The sequence below is a fragment of the Aeromonas sp. R10-2 genome, from assembly GCF_040908445.1.
Lineage (GTDB): Bacteria > Pseudomonadota > Gammaproteobacteria > Enterobacterales > Aeromonadaceae > Aeromonas > Aeromonas veronii.
On sequence record NZ_JBFODS010000041.1, the window covers coordinates 29,347 to 43,188 of the forward strand.

At 59.9% G+C, this 13,842-nt stretch carries 16 protein-coding genes; 5 read left to right on the forward strand and 11 right to left on the reverse strand.

Annotated features, from left to right (window positions below; genetic code table 11):
* Positions 1–194 precede the first annotated feature (194 nt).
* From AB5Y97_RS10070 to AB5Y97_RS10095, 6 genes are all read right to left on the reverse strand, one after another.
* Positions 195–905 (reverse strand): HAD family hydrolase, encoded by a 711-nt coding sequence (locus tag AB5Y97_RS10070; protein ID WP_323917307.1) that lies wholly within the window; start codon positions 903–905, stop codon positions 195–197.
* Positions 905–1,564: a TIGR01621 family pseudouridine synthase gene (locus AB5Y97_RS10075; RefSeq protein ID WP_368157788.1), complete on the reverse strand. Its 660-nt coding sequence runs from the start codon at positions 1,562–1,564 to the stop codon at positions 905–907. Before AB5Y97_RS10075 ends, AB5Y97_RS10070 begins: the two co-directional genes overlap by 1 nt.
* Before the next feature lie 176 nt (positions 1,565–1,740).
* Positions 1,741–2,433 (reverse strand): ABC transporter permease, encoded by a 693-nt coding sequence (locus AB5Y97_RS10080; RefSeq protein ID WP_005337302.1) that lies wholly within the window; start codon positions 2,431–2,433, stop codon positions 1,741–1,743.
* Positions 2,434–2,436: 3 nt separating this feature from the next.
* Positions 2,437–3,177, reverse strand: coding sequence for an ABC transporter permease (locus AB5Y97_RS10085; protein ID WP_005352911.1), 741 nt, complete (start codon positions 3,175–3,177; stop codon positions 2,437–2,439).
* A gap of 211 nt (positions 3,178–3,388) precedes the next feature.
* The gene (locus tag AB5Y97_RS10090) at positions 3,389–4,162 is read right to left on the reverse strand and encodes an ABC transporter substrate-binding protein (RefSeq protein ID WP_005337307.1); all 774 of its coding nucleotides are present in this window, start codon (positions 4,160–4,162) and stop codon (positions 3,389–3,391) included.
* Positions 4,163–4,211: 49 nt separating this feature from the next.
* Complete coding sequence (locus AB5Y97_RS10095; RefSeq protein WP_005337310.1) at positions 4,212–4,982, reverse strand: ABC transporter ATP-binding protein; 771 nt, start codon at positions 4,980–4,982, stop codon at positions 4,212–4,214.
* A 533-nt stretch (positions 4,983–5,515) separates the two neighbouring features.
* Between AB5Y97_RS10095 and AB5Y97_RS10100 the strand changes: the two genes are divergently transcribed.
* Positions 5,516–6,418 (forward strand): lysine exporter LysO family protein, encoded by a 903-nt coding sequence (locus tag AB5Y97_RS10100; RefSeq protein WP_201945662.1) that lies wholly within the window; start codon positions 5,516–5,518, stop codon positions 6,416–6,418.
* Positions 6,419–6,521: 103 nt separating this feature from the next.
* Here AB5Y97_RS10100 and iadA read toward each other — a convergent pair whose 3' ends face one another.
* Entirely contained in the window at positions 6,522–7,652 is a 1,131-nt protein-coding gene (iadA, locus tag AB5Y97_RS10105) for a beta-aspartyl-peptidase (protein WP_201945431.1), read from the reverse strand.
* 66 nt (positions 7,653–7,718) lie between these two features.
* Complete coding sequence (locus AB5Y97_RS10110) at positions 7,719–8,498, reverse strand: ABC transporter substrate-binding protein (RefSeq protein WP_159143548.1); 780 nt, start codon at positions 8,496–8,498, stop codon at positions 7,719–7,721.
* Between the two features lie 389 nt (positions 8,499–8,887).
* Here AB5Y97_RS10110 and AB5Y97_RS10115 point away from each other — a divergent pair, with 389 nt between their 5' ends.
* On the forward strand, positions 8,888–9,496 hold the full coding sequence (locus AB5Y97_RS10115; protein WP_201945433.1) for an ACP phosphodiesterase: 609 nt from the start codon (positions 8,888–8,890) through the stop codon (positions 9,494–9,496).
* A 56-nt stretch (positions 9,497–9,552) separates the two neighbouring features.
* Here AB5Y97_RS10115 and AB5Y97_RS10120 read toward each other — a convergent pair whose 3' ends face one another.
* The gene (locus AB5Y97_RS10120; RefSeq protein WP_075112724.1) at positions 9,553–9,936 is read right to left on the reverse strand and encodes a DUF2069 domain-containing protein; all 384 of its coding nucleotides are present in this window, start codon (positions 9,934–9,936) and stop codon (positions 9,553–9,555) included.
* Positions 9,933–10,283, reverse strand: a complete 351-nt coding sequence (gene arsC, locus AB5Y97_RS10125; protein WP_042657676.1) for an arsenate reductase (glutaredoxin) — start codon at positions 10,281–10,283, stop codon at positions 9,933–9,935. The genes AB5Y97_RS10120 and arsC overlap by 4 nt, the downstream gene beginning before the upstream one ends.
* Before the next feature lie 60 nt (positions 10,284–10,343).
* On the opposite strand from arsC, the gene AB5Y97_RS10130 reads away from it, so the two are divergent.
* The gene (locus AB5Y97_RS10130) at positions 10,344–10,826 is read left to right on the forward strand and encodes a TlpA disulfide reductase family protein (RefSeq protein ID WP_201945434.1); all 483 of its coding nucleotides are present in this window, start codon (positions 10,344–10,346) and stop codon (positions 10,824–10,826) included.
* Between the two features lie 101 nt (positions 10,827–10,927).
* Here AB5Y97_RS10130 and AB5Y97_RS10135 read toward each other — a convergent pair whose 3' ends face one another.
* Entirely contained in the window at positions 10,928–12,382 is a 1,455-nt protein-coding gene (locus tag AB5Y97_RS10135; RefSeq protein WP_005333848.1) for a M48 family metalloprotease, read from the reverse strand.
* A 121-nt stretch (positions 12,383–12,503) separates the two neighbouring features.
* Here AB5Y97_RS10135 and AB5Y97_RS10140 point away from each other — a divergent pair, with 121 nt between their 5' ends.
* Positions 12,504–12,737, forward strand: a complete 234-nt coding sequence (locus AB5Y97_RS10140; protein ID WP_201945435.1) for a sulfurtransferase TusA family protein — start codon at positions 12,504–12,506, stop codon at positions 12,735–12,737.
* 25 nt (positions 12,738–12,762) lie between these two features.
* On the forward strand, positions 12,763–13,833 hold the full coding sequence (locus tag AB5Y97_RS10145; protein WP_317102211.1) for an AI-2E family transporter: 1,071 nt from the start codon (positions 12,763–12,765) through the stop codon (positions 13,831–13,833).
* Positions 13,834–13,842 lie beyond the last annotated feature (9 nt).

Below are 13,842 nucleotides of genomic sequence, written 5' to 3' on the forward strand. Positions count from 1 at the left end.
ACGGATTGCGGCACCCAGCGGTGCGGCAAGTGTTAACAACTTGTTTCATTAGAAGCAGGGCGTAGCAGGAAGAGAAGAGGCGGGTTGCAGATAGTTTTTCGCAGCTGGCAGCAAAGAATGTAAATAGATTGTGACATTCAAGCTGCAGCCTTGCGGATCAAACGGTGACGACCCGCATGGCTGTCAGCTTTGCATTACAGTTGCCAGTTTTTGACCATCAGATGGGGCAAGCAGGCCCGGGCCTTTTGCAGTCGCACAGGCGTCGGATTGATCAACCACGCCTCTTTCCCCAACTCCAGCAGCGGCAGATCGTGCAGGCTGTCGCTCAAGGCCAGCTCGGCATCGAGGGCGCAAATCTCCGGCAACAGCTTGTGCTGGCCGTGGCAATAGAAGCGCGGCATCAGGCCGCCAAAACGGTAGTGCATCTGCGAGCCAATGATCCGGTGGGGCAACTGGCCGGGCAGTTGCTGATAGAGCTGGGCGCGCACCAGCGCGCAGGGGCTGGCGGAGATCACCCAGCAGCGCGTCCCCTCGCTTTGCAGCAACTCGCGAGCCTGACGATACAGCCCCGGCCTGGTGCGGCAATAGGCGCGCACCAGCTTGCGCCAGCCCAAAGGAGAAAGTCCCAACGAGATGGCCCACCAGATAAGGGAGATACCGCGCCGCCGCTGGCTGGGTAGCAGCTGACTTGGCAACAAATAGACCAACCCACCCAGCGCAATCACTGGCAACAGCAGCAGCGGCCAGATCCGGCGGCGCAGGATATAGCGCAGCAGACCGGCGTGGCTGTCGCCGGGGGCCAGAGTGTCGTCAAAGTCGGCCAGGATCCAGCGCGGTGCACGTCCGTCAGGATCACGCGCTTTCGCTGAATGGATAATGGTGTCAGACGCAGGGCGCATAAGCATCAGGGCGCAAGGGCTGCGATGGCGGCCGTGAGTTCGGGGGTGACAAATTCACTCCCCACATCGGGCGGGCAGACAAAGTCGAACGGCTCGCCCGCCAGGGTAAAACTCAGTCGCCAGGCGTGCAGATAACCGCGATCGGAGGGCGTACTGCCATAGCGTTCATCTCCGAGAATGGGGGCGCCGATGCTTTTGAGGGCAACCCGGATCTGGTGGGTCTTGCCGGTCTGGGGCTTGATGCGATAGAGCCGCAGCCCCTCGCGCACTGACACCGAATCAAACCAGCTGATGGCGGGGTTTTCCAGCGTGCGCGCCAGCATCCAGCTGCCGCCGCGCCCCTTTTGCATATCCCCCTTCACCCAGCCCTGCTTCTTCTTGGGTTTGCGATCGGAGAGCGCCAGATACTGCTTGCTCACCTCGCGGGCCGCAAAGGCCATGCTCAACTCGCGATTCGCTTCGGTGGTGCGGGCCAGCAGCACCAGCCCGGAGGTCATCTTGTCGAGCCGGTGCACCGGATAGAGGGTGAACCCGGTATCGGCCTTCACGCGATTGACCAGCCCCGGATTGACCGACTCCCCGTCGCCCTTCTCGTCGTGCATGCCGATACCGGGCTGCTTGTCGATAACCAGGAAAGCGGGATGCTCAAACAATATCCGGTACATAGAACCTCGGGAACTGGGGAATAAGGCATGCAGCCAACGACTGGCGGCGCTCGGGAGTGCTGCATTCTCCCTGCTCGGGCACTATTTAGCAAACCGGGCGGGCAGAGGATAAAGATAAAAAATGGCTCCGCCTGCAACAGGCGGAGCCATTTTCGCTCATCTTGGCAGCTCAACCCTTACACATTGCGCGGACGCAGGTGAGCGTGCCAGCGCGCTTCCCACTTCTTGAACAGCCAGACGATGACAAAGGTGAGCAGCATATAGAGCAGCCCTGCGGTCAAAAACGCCTCGAACGGACTGTAGTAGCGAGAGTTGATGATCCGCGCCGCACCGGTCAGATCAACGATGGTGATGATGCCCGCCACCGCCGAGCCTTGCAGCATGAAGATCACCTCGTTGCTGTAAGCCGGCAGTGCCCGACGAAACGAGTTGGGCAAAATGATCCGGGTCAGGGTCTGCCAGCGGGTCATGCCAAAGGCGTTGGCTGCCTCAATCTGGCCGCGCGGCATGTTGTGCACCGCCCCGCGCACGATCTCGGCGGTATAGGCGGCGGTATTGAGGGTGAAAGCCAGCAGCGCACAGAACCAGGCTTCGGAGAAGAGCGACCAGGCGGCACTGTTCTTCAGCCACTCCCACTGGGCGGCGCCGTAGTAGATGATAAAGAGCTGCACTAGCAGCGGGGTGCCGCGAAAGAAGTAGATATAGGCCCAGATCGGCCCCTTGATCAGCCAGTTGCGGCTGTTGCGCAGAATGCCCATGGGCACCGCCAGCATCAACCCAAGGATCAGAGAGAGGGCCACCAGCCAGACGGTGGTATAGAGCCCCTCCCAATAGGTGGGCCACTCTTTGAGAATGATTGAGAAATCCATGGCTTACCTCGTCTTGATGGCATAGTGACGCTCGGCCCATTTGAGCGCCGAGGTGGAGACTGCGGTGAAGATCAGGAAGATCAACGCCACCGCCATGTAGAAGGTGAAGGGTTGCTGGGTCGAGCCCGCCGCCAGCGAGGCTTTGCGCACCATGTCATCGAGGCCGATGATGGAGACCAGCGCGGTGGTTTTCAGCAGCACCAGCCAGTTGTTGCCAAACCCGGGCAGAGCGTGGCGCATCATCTGGGGGAAGAGGATCCGCACAAACACCTGGGTTGCCCGCATGCCAAAGGCCCGTGCGGCCTCCAGCTCACCTTTGTCCACCGCCAGAATGGCGCCGCGAAAGGTCTCGGTCATGTAGGCGCCGAAGATAAAACCGATGGTCGCGACACCGGCCACAAAGGGGCTGATGTCGATATAGTCCGGCAGCAGGGAGACCCACTCCTGATTGGGATTACTCTCCAGTAACCAGCTGTTGTAAGTCTCGTTGACCCAGGTGCAGATGCCGTTAATCAGCACCTGGCCGCCAAAGAAGAGCAGCATCATCAGCACCAGATCGGGGATGCCGCGAATGATGGTGGTGTAGCCAGTGGCGATGGCCCTGGCCCACTTGTAGGGAGAGAGTTTGGCCAGCGCCCCCAGCATCCCCAGCAGCAACGCCAGCAGCAGGGAGGCCAGCGCCACTTCCAGGGTGACCCAGGCGCCCTCCAGCAGCGAGGCTTCGTATCCTTTCAAATCAAACATATGCAGCTCCATCGCCACTGAATCTTCACGCACCTGCTAACCAGAAGGCTCCATAGCAGTCCGAATGAAATATGTGCAGCTCCATTGCAATCAATGCGGGCCCGTAAACTCCCTCAGGGAGGTGACGGGCCCGATGACTACTGACGGGATCAACCTGTCGTTACTTGCCGTAGACGTTTTTGGACTTACTCGCCGTAAACGTCTCTTTGTTTTACTCTCCGTAAACGTCGAACTCGAAGTACTTGTCGTTGATTTCCTTGTACTTGCCGTTGGCACGCAGCGCCAGAATGGCGGCGTTGAATTTCTCTTTCAGATCCTTGTCAGCCTTGCGCACCGCAATACCGGCACCTTCGCCAAACCACTTGGGATCGGTCAGTTTCGGGCCGACGAATTCGAAGGCATCACCGCCCTCTTTCTTCAGCAGACCGTCGGTGATGGCGGCAGAGTCGGCCAGCACATAGTCCACACGACCGGATTTCAGATCGAGATAGGCTTCATCGGCCGTGCCGTAACGCTTGATGGTGGCATTGGGGAAGTTGTCGGTAATAAAGGTATCCATGGAGGTTGCACGCTGCACCGCGACGGACTTGCCTTCCATAAAGGCTTTGTCGAGCTGCACGTCAGTGCCCTTCTTGGCGGCGAAGCGGGCCGGAATGTGCTGGTACTTCTGGGTGAAGTCCACCTTCTTCTTGCGCTCTTCGGTGATGTCCATGGTGGCGATGATGGCGTCAAACTTGCGTGACAGCAGCGCCGGAATGATGCCGTCCCAGTCCTGCTTGACCAGGGTGCACTTCACTTTCATCTCTTCGCACAGGGCGTTGGCGATGTCGATATCAAAGCCTTTCACCTCGCCACTGGGCTCGGTCCAGGAGAAGGGGGGATAGGCACCCTCAACCCCGATCCGGACCTCTTTCCACTCCTTGGCCATCAGGCTACCGGACGCGAGGGCAGTAACTACGGCTGTCGCCAGCATCAGCTTGTTCATGTATCTCTCCTTGATAAAACAGTTGATTGGGTAACCAGGCATCCCGCCATCAGTAGATGGAGGAGATGAATTGCTTGAACCGCTCGGATTTGGGATGGGCGAAAATCTCCTTGGGGTTGCCCTCCTCTTCCACCCGCCCCTGATGCAGAAACATCACCTTGTTCGATACATCCCGGGCAAACGACATCTCGTGGGTCACCACCAGCATGGTGCGCCCCTCTTCAGCCAGCTCGCGCATCAGGCCGAGCACCTCCCCCACCAGCTCGGGATCCAGCGCCGAGGTGGGTTCGTCAAACAGCATCACCTCGGGCTCTACCGCCAGCGCACGGGCAATAGCGGCCCGCTGCTGCTGACCACCGGAGAGGTGGCCGGGATAGTAGTCACGCCGCTCCCAGAGTCCAACCCGGTTGAGCAGTTGCTCTGCCTTGGCCAGAGCTTCGGCGCGAGGCACCTTGAGCACCTGGATCGGCACTTCGATGATGTTCTGCATGATGGTCATGTGTGACCAGAGATTGAAACTTTGAAACACCATGGCCAGCCGGCTGCGGATCCGCTCAACCTGACGCATATCCTCGGGCAACCGCTCGCCGGCGCGGCTGGTTTTCATCCGGATCAGCTCGCCATGGAGCGAGACGGTGCCGGATGAGGGGGTTTCGAGCAGATTGATACAGCGAAGAAAGGTCGACTTCCCCGAACCGGAGGAGCCGATAAGGGAGATCACATCACCCTTGTGGGCGGTCATGTCGATGCCCTTGAGCACTTCGTGGGTGCCAAAATATTTGTGCAGATCACGTACTTCCAGTGCGGCAACGTCGCTCATCCATTACAACCTTGTCTGTCCCTAGACGCCGCAGGGGGCGTGACTCAACCATCGTCCATTTAACAAAAAGTTAACCGATGGCAACCTTCAGCGAAAATATCACCCGGATAGTGAAAAAACAATACAGAACGAGGGTCTTCAGGGGATTCGCTCTATTTTTATTCGCTCTTTGCGTATTTTTCAGCACTTTGTTTGCATAAACAGCCGTTTCAATGGCTATTCCGATACCGCCTTTTTATACCCCAATCATATCAGTGGCAAGAGAAAAGCGTGATGTGTGCCAACCCGGCACCAAAATGGCTTTATGCACCCCCTTGCCGAGCGAAATATCGGCCCCCCGATTGGATCAACTTGATTTCATTGGTGCACTCGGGCTCGCACAGAACCTTATCAAACAGAGAGGTTGTGGCAAAAAAGTAACAATCTGCCCCCAAAAGGGCTGTTTTTGGCCATGAAAGCGAGAGATATGTGACACAGAGCCAATAAGTAATGATAAGGTGGTGTTTTTATCAGTTTTTGTGATCGAGGCCTCGATGCTGCTCAATGTGTTGCTGATCCTGTTGCCACTGGCAATCGGCTATCTGGTTCCCCTCTCCTCTGCCCGGCTGATCAAGCTGGTCAACCAGAGTCTGGGCAAGATGGTCTACCTCATTCTGTTTCTGATGGGGCTCGGGCTTGCCTATGTGGAGAACCTGGGCAGCAATCTGGCGGTGATCTTCAAGGTCGCCGGGGTGATGCTCACCGCGATCACGATCTGCAACCTGCTGGCCCTCTGGTGGCTCGACAAGCGCACGCCGCCGACCCATGAGGCGAGCGATACCAAGATGCCGAGCAAGCTACACCTGCTGTGGGAATCCCTGCAGCTCTGCTTTGTGGTGCTCGGCGGTGTGCTGCTGGGTCTACTGGTGGATCTGCGCGCCCTGCCCATCGACAAGTGGAGCGAGTGGGCCCTGATGCTGCTGCTGTTTCTCATCGGGGTGCAGATGCGCAACTCCGGCATGCGGCTGCGCCAGATCCTGCTCAACCCCTGGGGGATGAAAATCGCCGCCACCGTCATCCTCAGCAGCTGGCTGGGTAGCCTGCTGGCGGCCCAATTGCTGGGCATGCCCTTTGCCCATGGTCTGGCGATGAGCTCGAGCTTCGGCTGGTATTCGCTCTCCGGCATTCTGGTGGCCGACAAACTGGGGCCGGTGCTCGGTTCTGCTGCCTTTATCAACGATCTTGGGCGTGAGCTTATCGCCATTCTGATCATCCCGGTCCTGATGCGACGCCACCCCTCGGCGGCCATCGGTTACGGCGGCGCCACGGCGCTGGACTTCACCCTGCCGGTCATCCAGAAATCAGGGGGCATTCAGGTGGTGCCGGTGGCCATTGTCTCCGGCTTTATCCTGAGCCTGCTCGGCCCCATCCTGATCCTCGGGTTTCTGGCGATCTAAGCCTTATTCCCACATTGCAGATAAAAAAGCCCGACCTTGTTGTCGGGCTTTTGCTGTTTGGAGCAACCACGCACTCGCACTGGCTGCGATATTGCCCACAGCCTTATTCGCGCCACAGGCCGCCGCTCATCACCCTTTCGATAGCAAACGTCCGGTCGTGCACCAGCAGCAGATCCGCATCCTGCCCGACCCCGATACGCCCCTTGCTGCCAAGCCCCAGCGCCTGCGCCGGATTGCTCGTCACCACGGCCAACGCCCTCTCCAGCGAGACACCGAGTTGGGTCGCGCGCACGCACTGCTGCCACAGGCTGGCAATCTGGCCGCAGCGCATCTCGATTAGCCGCCCTTCGCCATCAAAGCGGGGCAGGCTGGCGTTGGCATCCGAGCTGAAGGTGATGCGCTCGACAGGCACATTGGCGGCCAGCAGCTCGAGAAGCGCATCGGCGGCAAGCCGCTCGCCATCCTCCAGCAGATCGGGAAAGCTCGAGGTGGTGAGGTCGACCCAACCTCCCGCCTTGCCCCACTCGATGGCCTCGGCAAAGAGCCAGGGGTTGCGGTTGCAGTGAGTGGGATAGAGCTGGCGCAGCGGAATGTCGGTCTCATCGCGCAGGGCCCGCAGGGGGGCCAATGCCCCCTTGCCATCCCCGACATGAAAGAAGCTGACCCCGCTCTTGCCCGCAAGCAGCCCGGCCACTCGCGCCTCGCTGGCAAGCCTGGCCAGCTCGTCGTGGGTCGGCGCACTGGATCTGTGGTCGCTGATGGCCACCTCCCCCACCCCCAATACCTCGGGGATCAGGATGATGTCCGACTCCACCGTGCCGGTCAGGGTCTTGACCGGCAGATGGTAAGAGCCGGTATACATAAAGGCGCTCACCCCGGCGGCGCGAAACTCGCGCACCTTGCCGAGCTCCTGCGCGGGAGTGCGGGTCAGGCTGTCGGTGCCAAGCGCCGCCACCAGGGTAGTGACGCCGGCCTTGAGCGCCTCGCTCGCCGCCAGCTCAGGGGTGCGAAAGGCAAAGCCCCCCTCCCCGCCGCCGCCGGTGATATGGGCCAGCGGATCCACCAGCCCGGGTACCAGATAGCGGCCACGACCATCGACCCGATGCAGCGGCCAGTTTGCGGGCACCGTCAACCCCTTGCCCATCCAGGCGATACGGCCATCGGCCACCAGCAGATCCTGCTGGCCAAGGTGGGTAGGGCTGAAGATCTCGGCCCCCTCGATCAGGGTCAACATGGCGATCCTCCTTGCACGATTGTCGCTTGCCCAATGAAAAGAGAGGGAGCAAGCTCCCTCCCCCCGTCAACCACCATATATATCGTACTTGAAGTACTTCTGGTTGATCTGCTGATAGGTGCCGTTGGCACGCAGGGCCTTGATCGCCTCGTCCAGCTTGCCCTTGAGCTCCTTATCGCTCTTGCGCACGGCGATCCCCATCCCATCACCAAACCACTGGCGATCGGTCAGAGCGGGCCCCACATAGTCGAACTTGTCGCCCCCCTCTTTGCCAAGGAGCCCCTGCTCAATGGCAGAGGCATCGGCCAGCAGGGCCAGCACCCGACCCGCCTTCAGATCGAGATAGGCCTCATCGGCATTGCCGTAACGGACGATGGTGACATTCGAGCCAAAATTGTCGGTCAGGTACTTGTCGTGGGTGGTGGCCCGCTGCACCCCGATGCGCTTGCCCGCCATGCCTTCCGGGGTCAGCGTCAGCTCGGTCCCCTTGGCCGCCACAAAGCGATTGGGAATATGGGCATATTTCTCGGTGAAGTCGACCTTCTGGCGCCGCTCGTCGGTGATCGACATGGCGGCGATGATGGCGTCGTATTTGCGCGACAGCAGGGCCGGGATCATGCCGTCCCAATCCTGCGCCACCAGCTCGCACTTGACCACCATCTGCTGACACAGGGCGTTGGCGAGATCGATATCAAACCCCTTGATCTCGCCCGACGCATCGGTCCAGGAGAAGGGCGGGTAGGCCCCCTCCACCCCGAAACGCACGGTTTTCCACTCCTTGGCCATGGCGGGGGTGGCCAGCAGGCTGGCAACAAACAGGGCTGAGAGGGTCAGTCTGATCTTCATCTTGAGTACTCCATTACATAAAAAGCGCACAAGCGCGGACAAGGCACCGCAGGCGAATGCATGCGATGACCAAAAGCGGCAAAATCTGGATGAGCGAGATCACGCCCGAGCGGGCGTCAGTGAACTGCTCCAGGGGTTCGATCTATTCGTCGAACCACTCGGAGAGATAGAAAGGCTTGAAGTAGAAGGCCAGAAAAAAGCCTCTGGCTTTGCGCATCATGGTGGTTTGTCGCGTCCTGTGACAAAGATAGCATCACCTTAGCACGCCCGAATTTTGCCCGGCAATAGGCAGCCACAGGGCAGTAGCAAAATCCCGATCATGGTCAAGGCGAGCGGGATCCGTTAGGCTCGAAGCACCTTGCCATCCCATAACAGACCCACAGCGACCGATGAATTTTCTGGCCCATCTCCATCTGGCTGCCCACACCCGAAGCTCTCTCACCGGCAATCTGCTCGGCGATTTCGTCAAAGGCACGCTGCCCACGGGGCTTGCCGCCCACTTCGATGAGGGGATCTGGCTACACCGCAAAATTGACGCTTTCACCGACAGCCACCCCGAGCACAAGGCGGCCGTCGCCTGTTTCGAGGCCCCCTGGCGCCGCTTTGGCGGCATAGTGGTTGATATGATCTACGACCACTGGCTGAGCCTGCACTGGGGACTGTTCAGCACCGAGCCCCTGCCCCGCTTCCTGCAACGCAGTTATGAGCAGCTATTGGCGGATCACCCACGCCTGCCGGACGGACTGCCACTCCCCCTCAAACGGATGGCCGAGCAGAACTGGATCGCCTCCTACCGCCACAGGGAGGGGCTGGGGCAAGCGCTAAATGGCATAGGTCGCCGACTGCGCCGCCCGGTACAACTGGGAGAGGCGCTGCTGACCCTCGATGAGTCGCAGTGGCAAACATGCGAGGCGGGATTTCTGCGCTTCTATCCCCAGCTGATGGACTTTAGCCAGCAGCAGCTGGCCCAATATCGGGCAGCCCAAGGGGCACCGTGATCCCTCTGGATAAAGTAGCTTCCCCATAAAAAAAGCCCCTTGCGGGGCATTTGTCATCAGTTGGCTTCGTCTTTCTTTTTGCGAATGCTTAAGCCCAGCTCCCGACCACGCAGTCGGGCGTAATAGATGGTGCCGACAAAAGCGAGAGTGGTGAACAGCAGTTCCACCACCGCCAGCCACCGCTCCCCCTCATCCGTGGTGATCAGGGTGAGGGCGTGGAGGAAATAGGGCATCAACACGAAGTTGCCCCAGGCGTGGGTGTAGGGGTTGCCCTGCACTATCCCCTTGAGAGGGAAGAGCAGCGGCACCGTCCAGATCACCGGCAGCAGCCAGGGGTTGAGGTCCGGATGGGGTGATAACCACAGATGCCAGAGGATGACCCAGCCCAGCAGGCCGAAGAAGCCGACCAGAGTCAGCAGACGGGCAAAGCGGGTGCTCACTTGAGGATCTCCAGCACCTGCTCCGGTGGGCGACCAATGCGGGCCTGACCATTCTTGATGACGATAGGGCGCTCGATCAGCTTGGGATGCTGGTGCATGGCGCGAATAAGGGCATCACCGCTGACATCGGCCAATCCCAGCTCCTTGTAGAGATCCTCCTTGGTGCGCATCAGCTGGCGGGGATCGCTAAAACCGAGCAGAGAGAGCAGGTTGCGGATCTCATCTTCGCTCGGGGCCTGCTCCAGATAGAGCACCACATCAGGGGCGATCCCGTGCTGTTCCAGCAGAGCCAGGGTTTCGCGACTCTTGGAGCAGCGCGGATTGTGGTAGATTTGGGTCTCGCTCATGGTAACTCCCTGATTAATCGCAAGATGGGACTAGAAACGGCGCTATTGTAGGGGAAAGTGATGGTCAGGGTAAGCGGCAGTGGAAAGGAATTGAAACGAATTTGTTGGCTGATTGTGGCTGGCATGCTGGGCGCCTGCACGCCCGCCCCCGAATTTACCGATGCCACAGGGCAGTCGGTCAGCTTGCATCATTTTGGAGGCAAGCCGCTCTTGATCAACTACTTCGCCCCCTGGTGCGCCCCCTGCCTGCGGGAGATGCCGCACCTCAACCGGCTGGCAGCGGAGGGCCAGATCACAGTGGTGGCCATCAACTACGACCCGACCACGCCAGCAGAGCTGGACAAGCTGGCTGCGCAGTATCACATCAAGGTGCCCCTCCTTATTGCCAATGAAGATGCCAGGCTCCCCTTCCCTCGCCCAAGCGGCCTGCCTACCAGCTATCTGCTCGATAGCGAGGGCAAGCTCAAGCAAACGCTGGTCGGCGAGCTCGACCAGCAGCAGATCGAGATGCTCAAGGCGACCGCCAGCAGCATAAGTCACTAGCCCATCGCTGCTATCACCGTCCCCCACATCAACGCCACCGCCATAAACAACAAGGGCGCACCGTGGTGCGCCCTTGTTTGATAGGTCAATGCCAGGTTTCGTTAGCCCTTGAGGCTGTCGAGATCCTTCTTGGCCCGCTCCAGCTCGGTGATGCGCGCCTCCAGACGAGCCAGGGTCATCCGGTCGCTGGTGGTACCGCGTGCCACGATCAGCTCGTCGATGGCCGCCTGATAATCCCCGCGCAGTGCGAGCATCTCGGCCCGCGCCATATGCAGCTCGGTCATTCTGCCCGCCTTGCGATAGGCATCGGCCAACAGGTTCCAGGCCAGATTGTTCTCCTCATGGGCGCGGGCATAAGGGTCGAGGATGGCGATGGACTTCTTGTAGTTGCCGCTCTCGAGGTAGGCGTTTCCGAGGTTGACCACCACAACTTCGTTATCCGGCATCCGGCTGCGGAACTTCTCGAGGCGCGCGATGGCCTGGGCACTGCGCCCCTTGGCCAGATCGATGTCGGTCTGAGCATCGACGATAAAGAGATCTTCCGGATGACGGGCCGCCAGCTCCTGCATCAAGGTATCCGCCTCGTCTGTGCGCTTGAGCTGGATCAGCGCCAGCGCCTTGCCATAGATGGCGGCATCCTTGAGCGGATAATCCCCCTTCTGGATCCGGCTATCGAAGTAGCTCAGCAGCCCCTGCGGGGTATCGGTACCAAAACGCACCTGAATCCGCACCTTGGCCAGCCAGAAGTCGAGACTGGGCGGCAAGTCGCGGCGACCATAGCTGCCCGCCCGAGCGCGGGCCTCGCTGATCCGGGTCTCCGGCAGCGGGTGAGTGAGCAGCATCTCCGGCGGCTTGCTGGCGTAACGGTATTCGGCAGCCAGTTTCTGGAAGAAGTTGGCCATCCCCATGGGATCGAAACCGGCATCGTAGAGGGTCTTCATGCCGATCCGGTCCGCTTCGTATTCGTTGTCGCGGGTGTAGTTGATGGCCGACTGCATGGAGAGGCCCAGCGTGGTCTGCAGCGCGGCGATACCGGCAGTCGGGTTGATCACTGCCAGCGCGATGGAGCCCACCAGACCGGCCAGGGTCACCGCCGAGCTGCTCGCCTGCGCCTCCATATAACGGGCGATATGGCGCTGGGTCACGTGGGTGATTTCGTGGGCCAGTACCGAGGCCAGCTCGCTCTCGCTGTCGGCGTAGAGGAAGAGGCCGGTGTGCACCTTGACTCGCCCGCCGAGGAAGGCGGCCGCGTTGATGCTGGGATCATTGATGAGGAAGAAGGTAAACGGGAAACGCACCCCATCGGCGTTGGTCAGCAGTCGCTGACCCAGATCGTCAATGTACTGGCTCAGCACCGGATCATCGATGATCGGCAAACCCGCACGGGCAAAGCGCATAAAGGCGTTGCCGTAACGCACTTCCTGCTCGATGGGCAGGGCAGCAACCCCGGCCGTGCCGATGTCGGGAAGCTGATTGTTGGCCTCGGCATGAAACGTGGCGCCCATCAGGGAAGCCAGCAGGGGAAGCGATGCCATCAGGGGGGAAAAACGTGCCACGTTATATCTATCTCCATCAGAAAGGGCCTCGGCAGAATACCCTTGCCCATCAAGGGCTACAAGCGTTGTTTCATGCTCTTATCACGGCCATAATAGCGGCCACCTGCCTGATGGAGCCCCCATGGAAGTTCTCGACCTGACCCCCTGGCGTTGCCCCGAGCCGCTGATCCGGCTCAAGCTCTGGTTAAGGGAGGCCAAAAGCGGTCAAACCGTCACCATACGACTGGCCGATACGGGCTCCCGGCAGGATATTCCGGCCTATCTGCACCGTCAGGGCCACCATGTCGAGGTGCAGCAAGAAGCGGACAAAACCCTCTCTTTGCAGTTGGTTGTCGGGGCGAAACAACCATCTTGAGCCCCAGTGATGTAAGGATGCCGTCATGTTAGAAGTATTGAAGCGCTGGTATCAGACCCGTTTTTCCGATCCCGATGCCGTTACCCTGTTCCTGTTGCTGGTGTTCTGCTTCACCATCATCTGGCTGTTTGGCGATCTGCTGGCCCCCCTGCTGGTGGCACTGGTAATGGCCTATCTGCTGGAGTGGCCGGTCGCCCGGCTGCAAAAAGCGGGGCTGTCGCGCACCCTGGCCACCAGCGTCATTCTGATCCTCTTTATTGCGGTAGCAGTGGCCTCCTTGCTGGGTCTTATCCCGACGCTGGTCAGTCAGGGGATCAATCTGGCCAAAGAGGCGCCGGCCATGCTGACCCACGCTCAGGATTATGTACGCACCCTGCCTGACAAATACCCCGAGCTCATCGACGTCAGTCTGGTGGAGACCGTCATCGACAATATTCGCCAGCGCATCCTCAGTGGCGGCGAGCATCTGGTAAGCGCCTCCCTCAGTTCGCTGGTCAACGTGGTCGCCATCATGATCTACCTCATTCTGGTGCCGCTGATGGTCTTCTTTATGCTCAAGGACAAGCGGGTCTTGATGGGTAGCCTACGCCGCTTCCTGCCGCGCAACCGCACCCTGGTCAACCGGGTGTGGGTCGAGATGAACAACCAGATCATCAACTACATCCGCGGCAAGGTGATCGAAATCCTTATCGTCGGCATCGCCACCTATGTTCCCTTCGCCCTGATGGGGCTGCGCTATTCGGTGCTGCTGGCAGTCGCGGTCGGCTTCTCTGTGCTGATCCCCTATATCGGCGCCGCCGTGGTGACCGTACCGGTCGCCATGGTCGCCCTGTTCCAGTGGGGGCTCACCCCCGAGTTCGCCTGGCTGATGGTGGCCTATCTGGTCATTCAGGCTCTCGATGGCAACCTGCTGGTGCCGGTGCTTTTCTCGGAAGCGGTCAACCTCCATCCGGTGGCCATCATCATCGCCGTGCTGGTCTTCGGCGGCTTGTGGGGATTCTGGGGAGTCTTCTTCGCCATTCCCCTCGCCACCCTGGTCAAGGCAGTGATCAATGCCTGGCCAAAACGCGAAGATCTGCCGAGCGCCGCAAAATAACCCACTTCC